Annotated in this window: 20 protein-coding genes and 1 pseudogene; 15 read left to right on the top strand and 6 right to left on the bottom strand. The window is 40.7% G+C overall.

Annotated elements, in window-relative coordinates; translation table 11 throughout:
• Positions 1 to 91: 91 nt before the first annotated feature.
• The 9 genes and pseudogenes from HC246_RS03950 (at position 92) to larC (ending at position 11,717) form a co-directional block, all read left to right on the top strand.
• Complete coding sequence (locus HC246_RS03950) at positions 92 to 733, top strand: LON peptidase substrate-binding domain-containing protein (RefSeq protein ID WP_169362253.1); 642 nt, start codon at positions 92 to 94, stop codon at positions 731 to 733.
• 169 nt (positions 734 to 902) lie between these two features.
• On the top strand, positions 903 to 3,134 hold the full coding sequence (locus tag HC246_RS03945) for an MASE1 domain-containing protein (RefSeq protein ID WP_263972436.1): 2,232 nt from the start codon (positions 903 to 905) through the stop codon (positions 3,132 to 3,134).
• A gap of 117 nt (positions 3,135 to 3,251) precedes the next feature.
• Complete coding sequence (gene ald / locus HC246_RS03940) at positions 3,252 to 4,334, top strand: alanine dehydrogenase (protein ID WP_169362251.1); 1,083 nt, start codon at positions 3,252 to 3,254, stop codon at positions 4,332 to 4,334.
• Between the two features lie 246 nt (positions 4,335 to 4,580).
• Complete coding sequence (locus HC246_RS03935) at positions 4,581 to 5,624, top strand: hypothetical protein (protein WP_169362250.1); 1,044 nt, start codon at positions 4,581 to 4,583, stop codon at positions 5,622 to 5,624.
• 159 nt (positions 5,625 to 5,783) lie between these two features.
• Positions 5,784 to 6,467, top strand: a complete 684-nt coding sequence (locus tag HC246_RS03930) for a tetratricopeptide repeat protein (RefSeq protein ID WP_225902906.1) — start codon at positions 5,784 to 5,786, stop codon at positions 6,465 to 6,467.
• A gap of 354 nt (positions 6,468 to 6,821) precedes the next feature.
• Entirely contained in the window at positions 6,822 to 7,934 is a 1,113-nt protein-coding gene (locus HC246_RS03925; RefSeq protein WP_169362249.1) for a DnaJ domain-containing protein, read from the top strand.
• Between the two features lie 46 nt (positions 7,935 to 7,980).
• Complete coding sequence (gene queG, locus HC246_RS03920; protein WP_169364467.1) at positions 7,981 to 8,949, top strand: tRNA epoxyqueuosine(34) reductase QueG; 969 nt, start codon at positions 7,981 to 7,983, stop codon at positions 8,947 to 8,949.
• 153 nt (positions 8,950 to 9,102) lie between these two features.
• The gene (locus HC246_RS03915) at positions 9,103 to 10,206 is read left to right on the top strand and encodes a pentapeptide repeat-containing protein (protein WP_169362248.1); all 1,104 of its coding nucleotides are present in this window, start codon (positions 9,103 to 9,105) and stop codon (positions 10,204 to 10,206) included.
• A 102-nt stretch (positions 10,207 to 10,308) separates the two neighbouring features.
• A pseudogene (gene larC, locus HC246_RS26850) lies at positions 10,309 to 11,717 on the top strand (nickel pincer cofactor biosynthesis protein LarC).
• Between the two features lie 171 nt (positions 11,718 to 11,888).
• Here the strand turns inward: larC and HC246_RS03900 are convergent.
• Both HC246_RS03900 and HC246_RS03895 read right to left on the bottom strand, forming a co-directional pair.
• Positions 11,889 to 12,341, bottom strand: a complete 453-nt coding sequence (locus HC246_RS03900; RefSeq protein ID WP_169362246.1) for a gas vesicle protein K — start codon at positions 12,339 to 12,341, stop codon at positions 11,889 to 11,891.
• Positions 12,342 to 12,360: 19 nt separating this feature from the next.
• Positions 12,361 to 12,939, bottom strand: coding sequence for a DUF2808 domain-containing protein (locus HC246_RS03895; RefSeq protein WP_169362245.1), 579 nt, complete (start codon positions 12,937 to 12,939; stop codon positions 12,361 to 12,363).
• Between the two features lie 239 nt (positions 12,940 to 13,178).
• Here HC246_RS03895 and guaA point away from each other — a divergent pair, with 239 nt between their 5' ends.
• From guaA to HC246_RS03880, 3 genes are all read left to right on the top strand, one after another.
• A complete protein-coding gene (guaA, locus tag HC246_RS03890) occupies positions 13,179 to 14,729 on the top strand; it encodes a glutamine-hydrolyzing GMP synthase (RefSeq protein WP_169364465.1) in 1,551 nt (516 codons plus the stop codon).
• 143 nt (positions 14,730 to 14,872) lie between these two features.
• Complete coding sequence (locus HC246_RS03885; protein WP_169362244.1) at positions 14,873 to 15,082, top strand: AbrB/MazE/SpoVT family DNA-binding domain-containing protein; 210 nt, start codon at positions 14,873 to 14,875, stop codon at positions 15,080 to 15,082.
• The gene (locus HC246_RS03880) at positions 15,079 to 15,465 is read left to right on the top strand and encodes a type II toxin-antitoxin system VapC family toxin (RefSeq protein ID WP_169362243.1); all 387 of its coding nucleotides are present in this window, start codon (positions 15,079 to 15,081) and stop codon (positions 15,463 to 15,465) included. The genes HC246_RS03885 and HC246_RS03880 overlap by 4 nt, the downstream gene beginning before the upstream one ends.
• Before the next feature lie 27 nt (positions 15,466 to 15,492).
• Here HC246_RS03880 and HC246_RS03875 read toward each other — a convergent pair whose 3' ends face one another.
• The gene (locus tag HC246_RS03875) at positions 15,493 to 16,002 is read right to left on the bottom strand and encodes a hypothetical protein (protein WP_169362242.1); all 510 of its coding nucleotides are present in this window, start codon (positions 16,000 to 16,002) and stop codon (positions 15,493 to 15,495) included.
• A 168-nt stretch (positions 16,003 to 16,170) separates the two neighbouring features.
• Here HC246_RS03875 and HC246_RS03870 point away from each other — a divergent pair, with 168 nt between their 5' ends.
• Together HC246_RS03870 and HC246_RS03865 are read left to right on the top strand one after the other, a co-directional pair.
• Complete coding sequence (locus HC246_RS03870) at positions 16,171 to 16,386, top strand: hypothetical protein (RefSeq protein WP_169362241.1); 216 nt, start codon at positions 16,171 to 16,173, stop codon at positions 16,384 to 16,386.
• A 106-nt stretch (positions 16,387 to 16,492) separates the two neighbouring features.
• Positions 16,493 to 18,310, top strand: coding sequence for a UvrD-helicase domain-containing protein (locus HC246_RS03865; protein WP_169362240.1), 1,818 nt, complete (start codon positions 16,493 to 16,495; stop codon positions 18,308 to 18,310).
• A gap of 345 nt (positions 18,311 to 18,655) precedes the next feature.
• On the opposite strand, the gene HC246_RS03860 is transcribed toward HC246_RS03865, so the two are convergent.
• Positions 18,656 to 18,892, bottom strand: a complete 237-nt coding sequence (locus HC246_RS03860) for a hypothetical protein (RefSeq protein ID WP_263972434.1) — start codon at positions 18,890 to 18,892, stop codon at positions 18,656 to 18,658.
• 55 nt (positions 18,893 to 18,947) lie between these two features.
• On the opposite strand from HC246_RS03860, the gene HC246_RS03855 reads away from it, so the two are divergent.
• Positions 18,948 to 19,883: an IS5 family transposase gene (locus HC246_RS03855; protein ID WP_169364403.1), complete on the top strand. Its 936-nt coding sequence runs from the start codon at positions 18,948 to 18,950 to the stop codon at positions 19,881 to 19,883.
• Positions 19,884 to 19,948: 65 nt separating this feature from the next.
• Here the strand turns inward: HC246_RS03855 and HC246_RS03850 are convergent, their stop codons facing one another.
• Both HC246_RS03850 and HC246_RS03845 read right to left on the bottom strand, forming a co-directional pair.
• Positions 19,949 to 20,236, bottom strand: coding sequence for a hypothetical protein (locus HC246_RS03850; protein ID WP_169362239.1), 288 nt, complete (start codon positions 20,234 to 20,236; stop codon positions 19,949 to 19,951).
• A 162-nt stretch (positions 20,237 to 20,398) separates the two neighbouring features.
• On the bottom strand, positions 20,399 to 21,007 hold the full coding sequence (locus HC246_RS03845; protein ID WP_169362238.1) for a Uma2 family endonuclease: 609 nt from the start codon (positions 21,005 to 21,007) through the stop codon (positions 20,399 to 20,401).
• Positions 21,008 to 21,178 lie beyond the last annotated feature (171 nt).

Here is a 21,178-nt window from a genome sequence, read left to right as displayed (position 1 = left end):
ACGGTAAAGTTCGAGAGAATCCCCTACTCTCATTTCTGGCTTTAACAGGCTAAACTAGGAAAAACGATAACTAGTGCCAAGCTTAGCAAAAATGACTTCATCATCGATTTCAGTTAGAGAATTGCCACTGTTCCCCTTACCTGAGTTGGTGTTATTTCCGGGACAGTCTCTGCCGCTTCACATTTTTGAGTATCGCTATCGCATGATGATCAACACTGTGTTGGAGAGCGATCGCATGTTTGGAGTACTCATGTGGGACTCGGAAACAGGTAAGCCCGCCAATGTTGGATGTGTCGCTCAGATTTTGCAATATCACCGTTTGCCAGACGATCGCTTTAAACTATTGACCATCGGACAACAACGGTTTCGAGTATTAGAGTATGTTCGCGAAACCCCCTATCGTGTGGGGCTAGTGGAATGGATTGAGGATGAGCCTAGTAGTGACGCACCATATTTACTAGCTACTGAAGTCCGTGAACTGCTCAATGATGTAATTCGTCTTTCTCAAAAGCTGACCGATCAGGAAATCGAATTACCCAAAATTCCCCGTGGTCCTATCGAATTGTCCTATTGGGTAGCGAGCAATTTTCAAGGGGCTAGTCTAGAACAACAATCATTACTAGAAACCTGTGATACTGCGGCGAGATTGCGGCGTGAAGCAGAAATATTATCTTCAACAAGAAGTCAATTAGCAGCTCGTACAGTTTTGAAGGATACTTTTAAGGAGATCTAAAAATAACTGATAATTTTTATTAGTTATTTATACTGATAGGCTCCTGCAAAATTAAGAGTCCATCAAATCATCTAATTTACAATCTCTACAATACGCAGGTATGGGAAAAATGTTTGTTCTTTCGCAGCAACGACTAAAGACATTCCCTCGTTTTGTAGTAATTGTAATATTGGCACTTATTTACTATGGCATAGCGGAGATTTCCCGTCATATAGCCTCTACGCCACAGTCAGTCACACCCGTTTGGCCACCTGATGGCTTTGCTTCTGCTGCGGTTTTAATTTTTGGCTATCAGATTTTACCAGGGATCTTAATTGGCTCATTTCTTGCCAATATCTGGGCATTTTTTAATGCGGATAGTTGGTATATGGCGATCGCTTCAGTTCTTCAGGTAGTAGGAATTGCGATCGGGACAACGCTTGGTACTGGCTTTGGTAATTACTTGTTTCGACAAATCATGAAGGGGAGAAATCTATTTAGGCGTTTGAATGACGTTTATAAGTTTCTTCTTTTAATAGGTTTGATTGCACCCATGATCAACGCTACCGTTGGCGTAGTTTGTTTATGCTTAGGAGGCAAAGTTAGTTGGTCAGGTTTTGGTACAGTTTGGCTAACTTGGTGGATTTCTAATGTTGCAGGAATATGTATATTTACACCTGCAATTTTAAGCTGGTACGAATTCTATTTAAAACATCTCAATACTATTAGAGATACTAAGCAATTCCCCTTTGGCGATCAGACTCAAAGTTCACGATTAAATCCATGGCGAATTTTTGAGGCAATTACCTTAATTATTATTGTGGTTTGTCTTAGCTTAGCTTCATTTTATGAAGAATACGACTTGGAATATATGTTACTTCCTTGTCTAGTATGGACAGTGCTAAGATTTGGTATTTTGGGAACCACAAATTTAATTGTTGTGATTACTATGATTGCCGTTTCAGGGACTGTCAAGGGATTAGGTGCATTTGGTAATGATTCGACCCATTCATTGATTTCTTTGCAATCTTTTATTGTGGTAATGGTTGTCACGACTCTTAGTCTAATCTCGATATTAGCAGAGAAACAACAGGCGATCGCTAGCTTACAGCAATCAAAAATAAGACTAGTGAATAAATCGATTCAGCTTGAAAGTAGTAAGACAAGTTTGAATGAAACTGCTTTAATGTTAGAAAAACAAAATCTTGCATTAACAGAAGCTAAAAAAGCTGCCGAAGAAGCAAATCGGACGAAAACAGAATTTCTCTCGAATATGAGCCATGAATTGAGAACACCTCTCAATGCTATTTTGGGCTTAGTGCAACTATTACAAGAATCTAAAAATATTGACTATCAAGAGAAATTAGATATTCAAACAATTTATCAATCAGGGACACATCTACTTAATTTAATTGATGATATTCTCGACATCTCTAAGATCGAAGCTGGCAAGATGGAGCTACATCTGCAAGATGTTTATTTGCTCAGATTATTACAAGAATTAGTGGACATCATCCGAGTTCAAGCCAATCAAAAAAATATTGAATTTATTTACTTGTTTTCCCCTCGTTTACCGAAGATAATCCATACTGACAGTAAGAGATTAAGACAAATCCTCTTAAATTTACTTAGCAATGCCGTTAAATTTACAAATAAAGGCCATGTCATATTTCGCGTTTATTTTCCTCAAGTGATAGGAGAGAATATTACAGAAACGTCAACAAATATATTAATTAATTTTGAGGTTGAAGATTCGGGTATAGGTATTTCTGTAGATAAATTAGAATCTATATTTCTAGCCTTTGAGCAAGTTGGCGAAACCCATTTTAAGAATCAAGGTACTGGTTTGGGATTGGCAATTAGTCAAAGAATTGCAGAAATGATGGGTAGTAAAATCATTGTCAGCAGTCAACGTGGTGTTGGGAGTGTTTTTCGATTTAGTGTTAAGTTTCAAGTTCCTGAATCCAATTTATCTGTTAAACCAAATGTATCGATTATTAGTGGTAAATCAGTTTTTGAGCAAAACTTATCACAGAGGCTACCGTTAAAGATTCTAGTTGCTGAAGATAATATTGTTAACCAAAAAGTTGCCCATAAAATTTTGAGTAGATTGGGGTATGAAATTGATATTGTTACTAATGGTTTAAAGGTTTTAGATGCATTGAATCGTCACAGCTATGACTTGATTTTTATGGATGTGCAAATGCCTGAAATGGATGGGTTAGAAGCTACTAAGAGAATTGTGAATGATCACCAACGATCGCATCGTCCCTATATTATTGCGATGACAGCCAATGCTATGGATGGTGATCGCGAGATTTGTCTAGATGCGGGTATGGATGACTATATTAGCAAGCCCGTTAATGTAAATTTGCTGGTAGAGGCACTATTGCGATCGCAATGTAGCACACACAAGGCTTAGACAATGGGTTTTACAATTGTAGTAGGTTGTAGATTTTGTATTTTGTAGAAGCACGGGATGTGCTTCTACAAAATACATGGATATAGTCAAGTTCTTGATTTTTGAGGAGAGATAATAGTGAAAATTGGCGTGCCAAAAGAAATTAAGGATCTTGAGTTTCGGGTGGGTCTAACACCTGCGGGGGTAGGAGCTTTAACTGCGCGATCGCATCAAGTTTTTATTGAGACGAATGCGGGGCTTGGTTCGGGATTTAGTGATGAGGAATATATCAAGGCAGGTGCAAAAATTGTGGCTACTCCCCAAGAGGTGTATGCCCAAGAAATGGTAATCAAGGTGAAGGAACCTTTGCTCAGTGAATATGACTTACTGCATCCGCAATTGATTTTATTTACCTATCTGCATCTCGCGGCCGATCGCCAATTAACGGAGGCTCTGATCAAGTCGGGGGCGACCTGTATTGCTTACGAAACTGTGCAGTTAGATAATGGTCAATTACCTTTGCTCGTACCTATGAGCATCATTGCAGGAAGGTTATCGGTGCAGTTTGGGGCGCATTACTTAACTAAACAACAGGGCGGTAGTGGCGTTTTACTAGGTGGTATTCCGGGGGTGCGCTCTGGTCATGTGGTGGTGCTAGGTGGTGGCGTAGTTGGGACTGAAGCTGCCAGAATGGCGATCGGGCTAGGTGCTAGGGTGACAATTTTAGATGTCAATTTAACTCGCCTTGGCGAACTCGAATCCCTATTTGGCTCAAGAGTACAACTGTTATATAGCAATGCCAGCAATATTTCTGAATCCGTGATTTCGGCGGATCTGGTGATCGGTGCTGTATTGATTACGGGCAAACGTGCGCCCACTTTGGTTAAGCGTGAATTAGTGCGTCAGATGCGATCTCATTCCGTCATAGTCGATGTGGCAGTTGATCAAGGTGGTTGTATTGAAACAGTGCGCCCAACTTCTCACACACAACCAATTTATGAAGAAGAAGGGGTTTTGCATTATGGTGTCCCGAATATGCCAGGGGCTGTACCTTGGACAGCGACCCAAGCTTTAGTTAATGCCACATTGCCCTATGCCTTAGCTTTAGCGGATTTTGGATTGGAAGCATTGAACTGCGATCGCACTTTGGCAAAAGGTGTCAATATTCAAAACGGTAAAATCATCTATCCTGCCGTAGCCGAAGCATTCCCCGATTTGTAGCTGTCGCCATTCTTGTCAGGCAAAGCGTAAGGCGGCGCAAAGCGCCGCCTTACGCTATTTAGTACAGGTGACTATAGCTATATAAATAAGTAAGTGACGCAAAGCGTCACTTACTTATTCTTTGATAGTGTTAAAAATCCGCATTGGTTTGGGTAACATCGTCAGTGTTACAAACAGAGCAACTACATACTTAAAACAGTTGCTAGAGACTGAGACCAAGTTAGGGTCTAAGAATGAGGATAAATCATGAAAGCAGTGCGATTAAATCTTGAAGACAGACAAGCGTGGCAGAAACTACAACATGTTCTGACTAGCCTTGCTTCCGATTATATGGATCTAGTGGCTGCTGAACAAACGGAATTTAAGTTTGAACAGCAAGTTCTATCCATTGCTTTTACTTTGATTGCTGCTAATTCCGATCGCGATCGCCTCAACGAATTTACTCAAAGCATTGACCGTTATTTCAATCGGTTGCAATTGGTGGGTGTACGCCGCATTGAATGGGAATTTTACATCATTGGGGAAGATGTTCCAGTCTTAACACAGGGAAGAGATATTCCATTAATCGCCGCACCTGCTCCCCTTCCCAAAAGTGCTCTTGCGCGTTCAGAGGATAGACAATCGCTTACTCGGAATTCTCCACAAGGAGCTTTATCTAGAGGCAGATTTAAATCAGGCAATCTGGTTCGTCGTTTACGTGGTTGGTTGCTTGATCCGAAAACCATTGCTGCTGCCCGTACTACGAGTCGCATCACGATCCGCGATCCTAAGGGAGCCTTAGAAGCAATTCGGACTAGTGCGATCGCCAAGTTTAATGACACCATTCAATGGGTTGACACTTTCCCTTGGGAGACTTGGACTAAGGAAAAAGCACAACAGATCAAACGCCGTCACCAACGCAATCTAGTGCGTGCCGTGATTGAAGATGTATTGGTGCTGGGGGTAGTACTGATGTGTCTATATTGGCTGACCGAAGCTCTATCGGGTCCAACTATTAATCTTGCACTGTTGCCTCCCCGCCATTATGACAACAATATTACTAATGTGCAGTATCGTTGTGGCAATCCCGGAGTCACCCTCAAAAACTATGTCTGTCTAGGAAGGGGAATGCGTTATGACCAAGTGGCTAGCATCTTGGGAGGAGAAGGCAAGCCTCTCGGTATCGATCACAAATATGGCGATCGCGCAGTGATTGTGAGCTGGACTAACAATGACTTAAGCATGAATGCCACCTTTGTCGATGACAAGCTAGTTACCAGAGCCTACCGTCAACTGACTGCTAGCAAATAAATTTTGCATTTATTTTCAAGAAATACCGATGGGTTGGTTCTTGAATAACTAAAATAAACAAGGTTCGCTTAGCGAACCTTGTTTATTTTAGGGATCATACTTGCTTTGAAAAGATTGTCTAAAATTTTTAGCTTGTTAAATTTGCTGACATTCATAAGCTTGATAACAGCATCAACGGCGATCGCTGCGAATCCGAAAGCAAATTCATCACGAATTAACCAGATCTCTCAAGCCGATCAACGGGCAGCCGATGAATATCGTCAACTAGGGCTTTCCTATCGGAATCAAGAACGTTTTGATGATGCGATCGCCGCTTTACAGCAATCTGTCAAACTCGATCCCCAAAATATTGATGGGCGCATTATTCTTGGCTGGACACAACATCTCGCGAAAAAGTATGATGCCGCCGCCACATCACTCTGGGAAGCAATTTACCGATCGCCCACATCTCTACAGGCTTTTAATGCGATCGGCATTGTCTATCTCGTGCGGGGTGATCTACCCCAGTCGGTGGTTTTACATAGTTGGGCAGCACTTCTCAAAACTGACAACGAGATAGCTCACTACAATCTCAGCCTTGCTTATCAGCGTTTAAAACAATATGATCTCGCGATCGCCTATGCCCAAAAAGCGATCGAACTAGAACCTAGTAATCCGCATCCCTTTGTTGCCCTAGCGATCGCCCAATGGACATCTGGTGATCAGACTGGAGCCAAAAAAACATTTCGGGATGCGATCGGTGTGGATGCGCGATATCGTAGTTCCGACTTCTTAAATTTTCTCAACGAAGCAGGTTTTAGCAATGAGCAAATTCAAATTGCCAAACAAGTTTTAGCCAGTTAATAGTAATTTTTCTTTACAGTGACCTATCTAAATCGCTAATTTGCAATTCTTTGAGTTTTGTAGTTTTATATAGCGATCGCCACTTTCGTGAAGTGAGCTAGCCTAGAAATCAAAGACGCTATTAAGCACCAACCTTGATTTCTGTGGATTTCTTTGTTCTAGTTAAACTGGAAGTCGCATAACCAATATGCATGAAATTGAGATAAAATAATTTGTAAATTTTCAATGTTTTACCTATGGGAAATGTGCGATTGTTGCGATCATAACTGTATTAATAATGGGTAGGTTATTATTACTTATCTAGTTTAAAATCTAAAAAATTTTGTTTGGGTCGCGAAAAGCCGAGGATAGATAGTGGAAAACCCAAGAACATTCCGTATAGAGCGTGGCATTGGTCAATATGACTTTAATGATTACTATGCTGTATTAGGCTTACCACTGACAGCAGAGGCTTCCCAAGTGCGTAGGCGATATCTCTTAATTGCAAAGTGTTTGCATCCAGATATTCATGGGCGTACTCCGTCAGAGAAGCAAGTTGCTACTCAATATCTATCTAAGTTAGTGAATCCTGCCTACGACGTGCTGTCTCAAGAACGCGAACGTACAGAATATTCAGCGATTTTAAAATTATTGGGCAAACGTTTAATGAAGCGTAACCAGACATTTACGCCTCAGTCAGAACTTGCCAAAAAATATTTAACTGCGGCTACAGATATCAATTACGAACAAACAATCCAGACTATTGCGAAAGTTCAGTATCAAGATCTTGATCAAGTCTTAGAGCACATTGGGTTATTAAGCGAACTAAATTTAGTGCATATTCTCTTGCAAGAAGGCTATAGACACAAATCCCATGAGGCTGTGAATTCAGGAATTAGTACGCCTAAAGTTGCTGTAACCAATGGATTGGCAAGCAACATAAATAGCAACAGTACAAGTAATACCAGCAATACTAGTGGTAGTAGAGTCAGTTCTACTTATCCCAATAGTACAAATAGCACCTATCAAATGCGGAGTGAAGCACAAGTTTCTCCCCGTAGTGGGGCGGGTAATGCGAATAACACCGCATCTAATGCGAATAATACTGCCTCGAATAGTACAGGGCAAAACCAAGCTGCGGCTAGTAATAATGCATCTGGTTCGAGTAATCAATATATTCGCCAAGCCGAAGCCTTCATCAACCAAAAGTTATGGGCTTCAGCATTAAAGGAATTACGCAGTGCGATTCAAGTGGATTGTAACAATAGCAAATGTCATGCTTTGTTAGGTTTTGTCTATATGAATCAAAAATTATCAGGCATGGCAAAGGTGAGTTTTCAGCAAGCCCTGAAACTCAATCCAGAGGAGCCTTTAGCGCTACAGTACATTAACCAAGTTAGTGGCATAACACCAAATGTAGAAAAAAATCAAGCTAAGCCTAAGGACGAAAAGAAAGGTGGATTTTTTGGTTGGCTAGGTGGAGGCTAAAAGTATCAAAAATATGATGCTTCGCATCACATTTTTGATTTGTAGTATGAACGATCATCAATTATCTCCGCAAGAACTCAAACAAGCGATCGCGCAAAAAGCTTTAGAACTAGGATTTAGTAAGATCGGAATTGCAAAAGCGGAATCTGGACTAGAAGCAGAGCGTCTACAAGAATGGCTCTCTTTAGGCTATCAAGCCGATATGGACTGGATGGCAAATCCCAAGCGCCAAGATATTACTCAGGTGATGGCAGGAGTGAAGTCGGTTATTTGCGTAGCGCTGAATTATTACACTCCCCATCAACATTCAAGCGATCGCCAAGTGGGGAAAATTTCTCGCTATGGCTGGGGACGTGACTATCATAAGGTTCTGACTAAAAAGTTAAAGGCTTTGGCTACTTGGTTAGAGTCACTGGGTGAGTATGAGGGGGAGAAGATTCAAACTCGATATTATGTGGATACGGGGCCGATCGCCGAAAAAGCCTTTGCTCAAAGGGCGGGGATCGGTTGGATTGGCAAACATAGTAATGTGATCACTCGCGACTATGGCTCTTGGTTATTTCTCGGAGAAGTTCTCACCAATCTTGAACTAGAACCTGATCGTCCCCATACCGAACATTGCGGAACTTGTACCCGCTGTATTGAGGCTTGCCCAACGGGGGCGATCGCCCAGCCTTTTGTGGTAGATGCTAATCGCTGTATCGCTTATCACACCATTGAGAACAAAGCCGAACAGATTCCTGATGCGATCGCCGCTAATTTACAAAACTGGGTTGCAGGCTGCGATATTTGCCAAGATGTTTGTCCTTGGAACCAGCGTTTTGCTCAAGAGACCTTAGAAACTGATTTTCAACCCTTTCCCCATAATGTCGATCCCAAATTAACAGATTTAGTAAATATGACTGAAGAAGAGTGGGATCAGCATTTTACAGGTTCGGCACTGCGAAGGATTAAACGCGATCGCTGGCAACGTAACGCCCAAACATTAATCGATAAGGGACGAGCAGTAGAATAGCAGAACTCAATTTTTGGGGCTTGGCTTTGCCAAGCCCCAAAAATTGAGTTCTGCTATAGACGCTTGCATAAGCTAAACGGCTGATATAAATTTGTTTAATAAGAAGCTTAGATTAGAATGATATCAACAGTAAATTTGAGTAATTAAATCATTTTGGCTGACCTAAAGATTGTTCGACATATTAAAGATGGCGCAGAGCGCTGGAATGCTTGGCGTGAAAAAGCTCTACCTGAAGAGATTGATTTGCAAAAAGTAGACCTCTCTGGTCTCAAGCTTAGTGGTGTCAATTTAAGTCAAGCTAATCTCAGCAAAGCTAATTTTAGTAGAGCTGACTTAAGTAACGCTAATCTGACGGGAGCTAATCTGAGTGGTGCTGTATTTCCCAATGCCAACTTAAAGGGAGCCGATTTGCGTGGCGCAATTTTGGCTCAGGCTAATATTAGCCAAGCGAATGTCCAAGATGTCAATTTGGCTGGTACTGACTTGAGATCGCTAGAACTTAGGGGCATCAATCTTGGCTCAGCGAACCTCAGTGGTGCAGATCTACGGGGAGTGAATCTCAGTGGAGAGAATTTCAAAAAGATAAATCTTAGTGGTGCTAATCTCAGTGGAGCTTATCTTCAGAATACCGATTTTAGCGGAGCCAATTTGAGTAATGCGAATCTAAGCAATGCCAAGATGAGTCGGGCGAAACTGCGAGGTACATTACTAACTCGTGCAAATTTATGTGGAGCATTGCTTGATTTTGCAGATATCAGTATGGCTGGCTGCTTGATGGCAAATTTTAGTGAGGCGATTTTAAATAAAGCAGTTCTCAATAAAGCTAATTTAGGTAGTGCAATTTTCAGTGGAGCGCAGCTAGTCGGTGCAGAGTTGTGTGACGCTTTTCTAGAGGATGCTTTTTTGAGCATGGCTAATTTAACGAAGGCAAATCTTAGCCATGCAGATTTTAGCCGCACTTACTTATATAAAGCAATTTTGGCTCAGGCTAACTGTATCGAAACTAAGTTTCGTCATGCCGAACTCAAGGAAGTTGATCTCAGTATGGCAATTCTCAAACAAGCAAACTTTGCTGTGGCGGATCTTCAGAACTCATACTTAGGTGGTGCAGACTTGAGTGGCGCAAATCTCATGGGTGCAAATTTACAGAATGCAAATTTTGCAAATGCTAACTTAACTGATGTAATTGTAGAAAGCACTATTTGGGAAGGAGCTAATCTGCAAGGAGTAATCGGCTTTTTACTCCAGCAAAAATGAACTCTTTTAGGTTTTCATTTTAACTACGGTAAAATGAAAACTGCCATATCAAATGCTAGGATGCACATAGGCGCATTTTGATATTCTCTATAGTGATTGAGTATGGGAACTATTGCATATTTAGATTGCCCGACAGGCATCGCAGGTGATATGTGTCTGGGGGCGCTAGTGAACGCAGGTGTCCCACTAGAATATCTACAAGATATTGTTCATAAATTGGGACTCGATCGCGAAGTGAAGCTATGGACAGAATCAGTTTATCGTGGTGGCATTCAAGTGACAAAACTCCATGTGGAGTTATTGAATTATGTCGGTAATGAGCCACCAACCGTAGCCGCCACCGATTCCCATGATCATAGCCATGATCATACCCATAGTCACTCCCACGATCATGACGCGCACGCTCATGGAGAACATTCCCATAGCCATGATCATCATGAAACCCATACCCATAGAGAGCATCGGCATTTGCCTGATATTGAGAGAATCATTCGTCATGCTAAATTACCAGCGCAGGTTGAGAAGTGGAGTTTAGCGATATTTAAAGAACTAGCGATCGCCGAGGGAGCCGTGCATGGGATTGCGCCAGAGGCTGTCCATTTTCATGAAGTAGGAGCGATCGATGCGATCGTCGATATTGTCTGCACCTGTGCAGGCTTTGCTTGGTTAGCAGTCGAAAAAATCTATTGTTCGGCTTTGCCTGCGGGTGGTGGCTATGTCAATTGCGATCATGGCAAGATGCCCGTGCCTGCCCCTGCAACCTTGAAACTATGGGAACTACATAGTGTAACTACCTTTGATAATGGTATTCGTAAGGAATTAGTCACCCCCACAGGAGCAGCGATCGCTGTTACCCTCAGTGAAAAGTTTGGCGAAGTTCCCTTAATGAAAATCAAAAAAGTGGGTTTAGGTGCAGGTTCTCAGGATTTAGAAATTCCTAATGCCTTACGGTTGTGGGTTGGGAAAAGTAAGTCCAAGGATAAAAAAAAAGATTAGAGATTAATGCTGCTTTTATTCAAGAAATTGACAAACAGCAACCAATCGCAAGCATTACTGAAACCATCGTCATTCTGGAAACTCAAGTTGATGATATGTCTGCTCAAGCGATCGCCTACACGATGGAGCAGTTATTGCAAAATGGCGCTCTGGATGTGTATACCCAAGCAGTGGGCATGAAAAAATCCCGCAACGGAACACTCATTACTGTTATTTGCCATTGCGATCGCCAGTCTATTTGTGAGCAAATTCTCTTTCGGGAAACTAGTACTCTCGGTATTCGCTATCGTTGGCAAGAGCGCAAAATCCTCCATCGTGAGATTCATGAAGTCGCAACGGAATATGGCAAGGCGCGAGTGAAGATGGCATGGCGGGATGGCTTCTGGACGATTCAACCAGAATATGAGGACTGCGCGAAGCTAGCGCGATCGCATCATGTGCCATTAACGCGCATTCAAGAAGCTGTAAAGCTTGCAGGGGAAAGTTTGCTAGAGATTAGCAAAGCTAATCTCTAGTTAAGAACTGATGTTACGTGGAAGGAATTCCTACAATGGTTGAAGTATGGGGCTGGCACGGGGGCGCAGCCCCTACAAGATATAAAATTTACAGGTCGGGGCAATCCCCCCGTGGTTGCCCTGCTTCGCTAGCAGTAAGAGATTTATCATCTGCGTTCCACGTAACATCAGTTAAGAAGCTGATTTATCGCCTGAAGTTAGTAATAACTTTAATTTGAGATCGATTAGGTTAATATCGGCGAGTCCAATCTGCACATCACCTTCGAGGACAATTCCTGTACTAATCAAGCGATCGAGTAATTCCAAAATCGATGACTCACTAGAGGACTGATCTGGATAATAGGCTCCGCGTCTAGGGAGCAGTTTCCCAAATTCGCCGAGATCGAGATTGAGATCTTCGGGATCAATTTCTAAAACTTCACAAAGATTGAAAATCTGTTTCTCTAGAGCTTGTAGGCTATCTGCGGCTCTCTCGATTTCCGACTCAGTTAATTTTTCCGCATCCATTCGCCGAATTACCTGCGCTTCCATTAACTGGCGCAACAATTCCACCAAGGTGAGAATCAATGGCGCTAGTCCAGATTTTTTGGGCTTGACGATTAAACTGTCATTGCTATCGGTCATTATGTTTTTGCAGAATTATTTAGCGGAAGGGATCATAGAAGTTTAATCTGCCATAGCCCAGAAATTGCGTGTTAGGGCGATCGCCTTGCGGAGATGCAGAGACTCCAAATAAATAGACCCCATCATAACGGGGATTGCGAATTGGTCTTAGCCCGACTACTAGTTGGCGATTAAGCTCACCATTAGCAGGAATTGGGGGATCAAAAGTAATGACAATTTTCCTTTGATCGCGATCCTGATTTTGGATAATTTCAGCTTTACCCGAAATAGGAAGGCGATCGCCTGAGGGTGCTTGCAAATAGGCAATTGTTTCTTCAAGCCGAAAGTCAAGCGTCTCAAAACCTTCTGATTGAACTATTTCCAGCCTTTGTAAGTTTTCTCCCATACTCTGGGGAAGCGCGATCTTGAAATAATAAGTGGCATTCCGTGCATAGATCACATCTATGGTTGACTCAGCCTCTAGGAATGTTGGTAAATGCAAGAAATACGTCTTACCATCGCGTAACTGCACTGCTCCTGCTTCTAAAGGTGGAAATCCTAAAACTGGAAACCCTAAAACTGGTAACAATGCGATCGCTATCATAACTTTTTTATACATAAACACGTACCATTTTGCTAGCATTGTACGAATAGCTACTTTTTTCGCAGCGATAGGCTTAACGAAAGCCTGACACTCTCATTAAATGCTATCTCATTAAGATAGAGGTATCTACTGTGGTTTCTTCCCCCCCAACATCATCGAATGCCGTACTCAATCTTGAAGGTGCGCTTTCATCTAGTATAGATTCAGCTAGCACAAGTTCTGATAGTACCACAGCCAATAAAATCACTCGTTCCATGATTGCTATTCTTGATTTCGGGTCTCAGTACTCGGAGCTAATTGCTCGACGTATCCGTGAGACACAAGTTTATTCCGAGGTTTTACCCTATCACACTTCAGCCGAAAAATTGCTGAAATCAAATATTAAAGGGATTATCTTGTCAGGTGGTCCTAGTTCTGTTTACGATGAAGGTGCACCACAATGTGACCCTAAGATTTTCGATTTAGGTATTCCTGTTTTAGGCGTTTGCTATGGAATGCAGCTAATGGCGAAACAGCTCGGCGGCACTGTCGAACGCGCTGATCGCGGGGAATATGGCAAAGCAGAATTACAAATCGATGATCCCACGGATCTACTCACTAATGTGGATACAGGGATCACCATGTGGATGAGTCATGGCGACTCGGTAGTGGATTTGCCTAAAGGATTTGAAGTGCTTGCCCATACGGCAAATACTCCCTGTGCTGCGATCGCTGATCATGTCAAAAAGCTGTATGGTGTGCAATTCCATCCTGAGGTAGTACATTCCGCAGGTGGCATGGCGATGATTCGCAACTTTGTTTATCACATTTGCCAATGCGAACCAAGCTGGACTACCGAGACCTTTATCGAAAATGCGATTCGTGAAATCCGCGAACAGGTTGGGACTAAGCGCGTTTTGTTAGCCCTTTCAGGTGGAGTGGACTCTTCCACACTTGCCTTCTTGCTACATAAAGCGATCGGCGATCAACTCACCTGTATGTTTATCGATCAAGGCTTCATGCGGAAGCTAGAACCTGAACGCCTTGTCAAACTCTTTGAAGAACAGTTCCATATTCATGTGGAATATGTCAATGCCCGCGAAAGATTCCTCGAAAAGGTAAAAGGAGTCACCGATCCCGAACGAAAGCGCAAGATCATCGGTGGTGAATTTATTAATGTCTTTGAAGAAGAATCCAGCCGTTTAGGACCTTTTGATTTTCTTGCTCAAGGTACGCTCTATCCCGATGTGATTGAATCTGCGGATACCAACGTCGATCCTGCCACGGGTAAACGTGTTGCCGTCAAGATCAAGAGTCATCACAATGTCGGTGGATTGCCTGAAAATCTGCGTTTCACGCTTGTGGAACCTCTTCGCAAACTGTTTAAGGATGAAGTGCGAAAGGTTGGTACTGCTCTCGGTCTTCCTGAAGAGATTGTCAAGCGTCAACCTTTCCCCGGTCCTGGGTTAGCGATTCGGATTATTGGTGAAATTACCAGCGAGAGATTGAATACTTTACGCGATGCCGATCTGATCGTGCGTCAGGAAATCAATCGCGCAGGTCAATACAATAATCTCTGGCAAGCCTTTGCGGTGCTATTACCAACGGTTCGCAGTGTTGGCGTAATGGGTGACAAGCGTACCTATTCTCATCCTGTGGTTTTGCGTCTGGTAAGTAGTGAGGATGGCATGACTGCGGACTGGGCGAGAGTTCCATATGAGCTATTGGAAACTATTTCCAATCGCATTGTGAATGAAGTAGAAGGTGTCAATCGCGTAGTGCTAGATATTACGTCTAAGCCCCCTGGCACGATTGAATGGGAATAGATTAAATAGAAGGGGGCGCATTGCGTCCCTTTTTTATTGCGATCGCAATACAGATATTGTTTTTAATACAATCAATCTACTGTTAGAATTTGCTAAGATTTTAGAAGCTAAAATATGCGAGAGATGTAAATTAAGGATAAGCAATGTTAGAAGTTACCTTGTCGCCACAGTATCAAGTTCCTATCCCACAAGAAGTTAGAGATTTATTGAATTTAAAGGCGGGACAAAAATTTTCAGTTTTATTGCAAGGTGATTCAATTACGCTTGTCCCTAAATCTTCTGTCCAGTCATTTCGCGGTGTTTTGAAGGGAGCTAATATTAATAATGTTCGCGATCGCACTGAAAGAGTATGAAATTTCTTATTGATACTTGCGGATGGATAGAGTGGCTTACGGACGGTGTATTAGCTGATGAGTTTGCACCCTATTTGAGCGATCTCGATAATGTGATTGTTCCCACTTCCATACAGTACGAACTTCATAAGTGGATATGTCGCGAACGAGATTCTGTATTGGCTATGGAAATTATTGCACTTACGCAACAATCTACAGTAGTGCCTTTTACAGAGTCTCTGGCGTTGCTTGCTTCAGAACTTTCACAAAAGTATAAATTAAGCTTTGCCGATTCAATTATCTATTCAACAGCAAAGCAAGAAAAAGTCAAACTCATTACTTCTGATAACCATTTTGAAAATTTGCCTGATGTAATTTATTTTCCTAAAATTGGACATTCTTAACAAGTATTTGGCAAATCTGTTTACTGATTAAGCAGATTCTTCTAAATTTGTACCTGTAATTAATTCCAAAGGGATCTCTAACAATTCGGAAATTTCATCATTGGTTAAGCCAAGATCTTGCAATTTTTTGATTTTGGATATTTGCTTGTTCTGTTGAGGATCAGACTGTTCTAATGGAACTTTATCTGTTTTTGGTTTAGTACGATCGCTATTAAAATTAACACAATTTATAACATTAGCAATACTTCCATTATTTCCATCACTAATATTAAAATTGATATCTCTCTGTCTTTCTAAAACAGATTTAAGGTTCCCTTTTTTAACTGGTTCTTCAAAAACCTCTGAAAGCATTTGTAGAAGCTCATAACCAGTATCTTTAACATGACCTTCACTCCTTTCAAAAGATTCGGCTATATCCACATATTTTTGGTGATTTAGCGCCCCCTCAATCACTTTTCTTTGTAAATCATTAAGCCTTTTCCCCGTCTTCGCAAACATACTCTCATCAACAAAATTCAGCAATTCTTTAACGTCCATACTTACAAAGTCATAAATCCACAAGCCCGATTATAACCGTCTTTATCCGCTTTTTTTCGTCTTAAATTAAATTTTCAGCGATCCGTCTTTTTCCGCTTTTAAGTCTTTATAAATTCATCTAATATGCTTTTATATACAAATAAATTTAATCTAAGTAAGGAAAAGCTCATGTCACAAGATAATCAAGACGGCAAAAACGAGTTTACAAATATTACTCCTGAAAAAGTTGTCAAAGCTGCCGTTGTTAGTGCAGGAGTAGTTGGAGTCGCTTTGATTGCCCCGATTGGGATAGCTGGTGTAGTAGGAATGGGGCTTATAGGAGCCGCCGCAAGTTGGTTTACAGATAGTGCAGGGGACGCTATCAAGAAAGATAATAAAAAATAATAATATCAATTAGATTTTTCTGATTTTGATATGCATCTTGGAAGAGTCCTGATATGCAAATGCATTCTATTTTATAATACTGATGTTTAACAGAGTAATTCCATCTTTGGATCATATCGAAAATTTTAAGCAACCTTTAACTGAAGGGGAATTACATCTATTAAAATTTTTAGACAACACTTTAAAGAAAGACGAAGTGTTTAAAGATGGTGGTGACTTAACTCAATACAACGGTTGGTTGATTTTTGTCCAGCCTTTTTTAAATGGCAGCCGACCTGATATTATTATTTTTAATCCTAATGTTGGCGTTCAAATCATAGAAGTTAAAGACTGGAATCTAAACAATTATTCTTTTAGAGAAAACAGTACAGGTAAATGGGATTTTTACTTTACAAATAGCAAAGGCAGTTATCCTGAAAAATCTCCTGTCAAACAAGTTGATTATTACAAAGAGAAATTGACTGGTCAGCTTATCCCACAGATAGGAGAAGAGATTGACAAAAATGATAAAAGATATGCACTTATAAAAACATCGATCTATTGCCACAAAGCAACTACAGAGCAAGCGCAAGATTTATTTAGAACTCAAAAAAAAGACTATAAATATTTTCCCGTATTTGGAATAGACTTATTGACAGCTTCCAATTTAAGGAAAATAGTCCCTTATAGCTATTTGCCACAGAGCTATTATTGGAAAAAAGCGTGGAATAAAGAAATTTTATTTTGGTTGTACCCACCTTTGCATTCTATCGAACAATGTCTTGAACTTACATTAAATATTCATCAAGAGAAATTTGCAGAGCCTCAAAAGGGTCATTTTAGAGTTAGAGGTGTTGCGGGCAGTGGGAAAACACAAGTGTTGGCTTATAGAGCTGGCAAACTTGCTTCACAAGGTTACAGAGTTTTAATACTCTCTTTTAACATTACTTTGTGGCATTACATAAAGGATATGGTGCAAAGAAGCCCGTTTGAATTCCGTTGGGATAGGTTCACTTTTAGTCATTTTCATGGATTTTGTAAAGACATATTGAATGAATTTGGCGAAAACTGGCCGAATCAAAATGGAGATGATGAAACGGTTTTCAGAGAAATAGTCCCCAATAAAGTTCTTGAAGTGATTAAAGGAAAGAAATACGAGAAGTATGATGCAATCTTGATTGACGAAGGACAAGACTACTATATCGAATGGTACACTATGCTTCGTCATTTTCTAACTGACAGAGATGAGGTGGTTGTTGTATGTGATAAAAAGCAAAACATTTACAGCCGTAAAACAGAATGGTTAGATAAAAGACGTGCTGGCGTTGAAAAATTTGGTGATTGGATAGAATTAAGAACTATCGTTAGATTACCTGAAAGAATTGCAGGTATTACGAAAGAGTTTAGCGAAAAATTTAACTTAAATAGAGACGTAAAATTTGGTGAGGTTGAACGCTCAAATCTCTTCAATCAGTACATTGAGCATTCTGTATGGTGGAATATCGAAGAAAAAGAATGGTTAAGCAAAGTAAATGAAGGATTTGAAATAATTAAAGAGAAAGGAACGTCAAAACACGTTTCAGATACAGTTATTTTACTTCCGAACAAAAACTTTGGACTTAAATGTGTAAAGTTTTTTGAGACAACCAAAAATATGGAAGTAAATCATGTATTTGAAAATGAGGATGAAGAGCGACACCATAGACACAAAAAAGCATTTTGGATGGGTGACAGTAGATTGAAAATTTCTACAATTCATAGCTTTAAGGGTTGGGAAGTTTTAAATGTGATCTTATACATACCTGAAAACTACTATGAAAGTGATGATGTCTACGACCAAATTGTTTACACTGCAATGACAAGAACAAGACAAAATTTAATAGTAATAAATGCAAATAAGAGGTATTGGGAATTCGTTGATGGACTCTCTAAAACATGGAAGTAAAAAACAGATTACAACGTTTCCTAATCACTGAAGGAGTTGAATCACCAAGTTATACAGTCATTTTGCGGCTAGTGTGATCGCCGAGCTTATAGGATGCATTACTGAAATTTAATGCACCTAATTTTGAATGAAATTGGTGGCTTTAGCGAGCAATAAATTTATTGGTGATGGCGCGATCATTATCTAATTTGGGTGAGGAATTGGCAGTAAATCATTGTAATTCTAGATGTTAATCATAAAATTCTTGAATAATTTTCTTGATTTCCAATGACGTTACATTGTCTTCATCAGATTTTGAGTAAATCAAAACACATAAAATATTCTCAGAGGTTTTAATATAGTAAATTAACCTATAGCCACACTACTTTTACCTTTCTGAATATCACTATTTTTAATGCGAACTTTAAACACTGTATATCCAGTACCTTGAACTTGATCGCCAACTAAGTCACCACTTTGGAGTTGATCTAAAACTGGTTGAAGATCTAATTTAATCCGTCTATAGCGCTTTGCGAAATCTCGAACTTGACGCTTAAAAACATCCGTAAACTGAATCTTCAATTTGGAATGGCGTTGTTGCATAAAAAGGGGAAGAGAAGGTAAATTAGATAAAAATCAGGAGATGGAGTCCCAGCAAATGACACAGAAACATGAGATCCGCAACTGGACAGAGTATAACGCAGGGCTAAAACAAAGAGGAAGCCTGACTTTTTGGATGAGCGAAGAAGTAATTGAAGGATGGTTAAATCAAACATTAAGTGGCAAACGGGGAGCTTCCAAAGATTACAGTGATATAGCAATAGCGACATTTATCACGGTCAAAGCGGTATATCAGCAAGCAGGAAGACAAACGCAAGGACTGTTAGAGTCAATATTTGCCTTGATGGGAATAGATTTACCAGTACCAGACCACAGCACCGTGTCAAGACGGACAGCAAGTTTAAGTGTGACCTTACCAGTAATCCCGAAACAGGGAGCAGTGCATGTAGTAGTTGATTCGACAGGGATCAAAGTATACGGCGAAGGGGAATGGAAAACACGGCAGCATGGAATTAGTAAGAGACGGACATGGCGCAAATTACACCTAGGAGCCGATGAATCAACAGGAGAAATACTGGCTGCGGTCGTCACCACGAATGATTGCCACGATGGAGAAGTACTCGCCGATATTCTCGATGCGATTGATGCTGAAATTGCTCAAGTTTCCGCAGATGGAGCTTATGACCATCGTCATTGTTATGACGAGATTGCCCAACATGGTGCTAAAGCCGTGATTCCTCCGCGCAAAGATGCCAAAATCTGGCAGCATGGCAATACCAATGCTCCACCACATCCGCGTGACCAAAATCTCCGTTATATCCGTAAACATGGGCGTAAAAAATGGAAACGTGACTCAGGTTATCATCGGCGCTCTTTGGCAGAAACTACGATGTTTCGTTTCAAAAAAATCTTTGGTGCTACTTTATGTTCTCGTAAATTTGACAATCAGGCGGTTGAGTTGTTCATCAAATGTGCTGCTCTTAATCGCATGATTCAACTGGCTAAACCTCTCTCCTCTCCTGTTGTTCGTTAATTTTCTAAGATCCTCCATCTTTTGGCTTCTTTTTATTCATGCAACAAAGCCATTTGGAATCATTACTAGACATCAATGCCATCCCAAAGTTCAGAAATATCGTGAACTCGACCTGCTTTAGCATCTTCTAAAGACTGACGCAGATCCTCTAAGATTTTTTCTTGAGGATCATCATAATCTTCTACTAATTCACCAACATCTGTTTGTATTTCCATCTGTACTGGCGAATGTTTAGCTCTAATAAACAAAAGAAAGTCTAGAACTTCGCTTAAAAGATAATCTGAAGTCTGATCAATTTCTTGGATTAACGCCTGTCTAACATTTATTTGTTTAGAAGTCTCTGTAGTTAACATGGCTTAACCTCAGTTCAAAATTACATATAAAGCTAACATACTTAGGAATATAGTGCGATCGCCGATCTTTTGTAGGTTTTCTTACCTTAGCAAGCAGAAAATTTATTGGTGATGGCGCGATCTCTTTGGAGTGCTTACACCTATTATAAAATTCAGTGTTCTTTACTTTTTGAGAGCATTACGAAAAGCATTTGCTGCTTCTAAGCGAGAAGTTTGTGCCATTGTGACACAGCGAGTTAATAACTCTATATCTAAATCTACAAGCTCTGGAATCTCGCTCTGGGAAATCACTTCATAGGTGCGATCGCGTAAACGATAGAGACTAAATATGCCATCTTGCCAAAACCATACTTCAGGAATCTCTAAAGCTTGATAACGTTGTAACTTCTTAGGACTGCCACTAGTAAAAACAACTTCTATTACCAAGTCAGGAGTGGGCTTTGATGTTCCAAAACAGTACGATTCATCTGGTTCAACCGAAACTTCCCCCTCGCGCTGTTGAGTCATTGAACCTGTTGGCTCAAACTCGATATTATTTTCTAAACAAAAAAGTTCGATCAGGAAACCAATAATTGTTTTATAGAATTCGTGGGTGTATCCTGGCATGAGAATTTCGATAGTATCTTGATAATAAAAAAGCCTTACTCTATTGGAATCAGCAAAACCTGCTTGGATGAGCTTAAACTGCTCCCAAGTGATACCTGAATAGATAAGGTGTTGATCGTGATCTTGTTCGCTAGATGTAATGGGACGACTTAGGGCTTGGGTCATAGTGACACCTCAAAGATTAACGTAAAGCCGAAATGTTTTGGGTAGTGCTAAGGTCTCGTGCTGAAGGCGATACCTTAGCATTTAGTATATAGCGCTTTTCAATCAAGCGAGATACAAAGGATTGTTGCCCCACCGAAGGCGGGGCAACAATCCCGTACTTCATAGCGCTTT

This window comes from Pseudanabaena yagii GIHE-NHR1, from assembly GCF_012863495.1.
Classification (GTDB): domain Bacteria; phylum Cyanobacteriota; class Cyanobacteriia; order Pseudanabaenales; family Pseudanabaenaceae; genus Pseudanabaena; species Pseudanabaena yagii.
Note: the sequence above shows the minus strand (reverse complement) of the source record. Positions and strands in the feature narration are given on the sequence as shown.

Excerpts from the sequence above, each read along its gene's own strand:
- guaA (WP_169364465.1), top strand. The coding sequence starts at position 13,179 with ATGATTGCTATTCTTGATTTCGGGTCTCAGTACTCGGAGCTAATTGCT.
- HC246_RS03935 (WP_169362250.1), top strand. The coding sequence starts at position 4,581 with ATGAAAGCAGTGCGATTAAATCTTGAAGACAGACAAGCGTGGCAGAAA.
- HC246_RS03860 (WP_263972434.1), bottom strand. The coding sequence starts at position 18,892 with ATGCAACAACGCCATTCCAAATTGAAGATTCAGTTTACGGATGTTTTT.
- HC246_RS03900 (WP_169362246.1), bottom strand. The coding sequence starts at position 12,341 with ATGACCGATAGCAATGACAGTTTAATCGTCAAGCCCAAAAAATCTGGA.
- HC246_RS03855 (WP_169364403.1), top strand. The coding sequence starts at position 18,948 with ATGACACAGAAACATGAGATCCGCAACTGGACAGAGTATAACGCAGGG.
- HC246_RS03885 (WP_169362244.1), top strand. The coding sequence starts at position 14,873 with ATGTTAGAAGTTACCTTGTCGCCACAGTATCAAGTTCCTATCCCACAA.
- HC246_RS03895 (WP_169362245.1), bottom strand. The coding sequence starts at position 12,939 with ATGTATAAAAAAGTTATGATAGCGATCGCATTGTTACCAGTTTTAGGG.
- HC246_RS03850 (WP_169362239.1), bottom strand. The coding sequence starts at position 20,236 with ATGTTAACTACAGAGACTTCTAAACAAATAAATGTTAGACAGGCGTTA.
- queG (WP_169364467.1), top strand. The coding sequence starts at position 7,981 with ATGAACGATCATCAATTATCTCCGCAAGAACTCAAACAAGCGATCGCG.
- HC246_RS03880 (WP_169362243.1), top strand. The coding sequence starts at position 15,079 with ATGAAATTTCTTATTGATACTTGCGGATGGATAGAGTGGCTTACGGAC.
- HC246_RS03950 (WP_169362253.1), top strand. The coding sequence starts at position 92 with ATGACTTCATCATCGATTTCAGTTAGAGAATTGCCACTGTTCCCCTTA.
- HC246_RS03845 (WP_169362238.1), bottom strand. The coding sequence starts at position 21,007 with ATGACCCAAGCCCTAAGTCGTCCCATTACATCTAGCGAACAAGATCAC.
- HC246_RS03875 (WP_169362242.1), bottom strand. The coding sequence starts at position 16,002 with ATGGACGTTAAAGAATTGCTGAATTTTGTTGATGAGAGTATGTTTGCG.
- HC246_RS03870 (WP_169362241.1), top strand. The coding sequence starts at position 16,171 with ATGTCACAAGATAATCAAGACGGCAAAAACGAGTTTACAAATATTACT.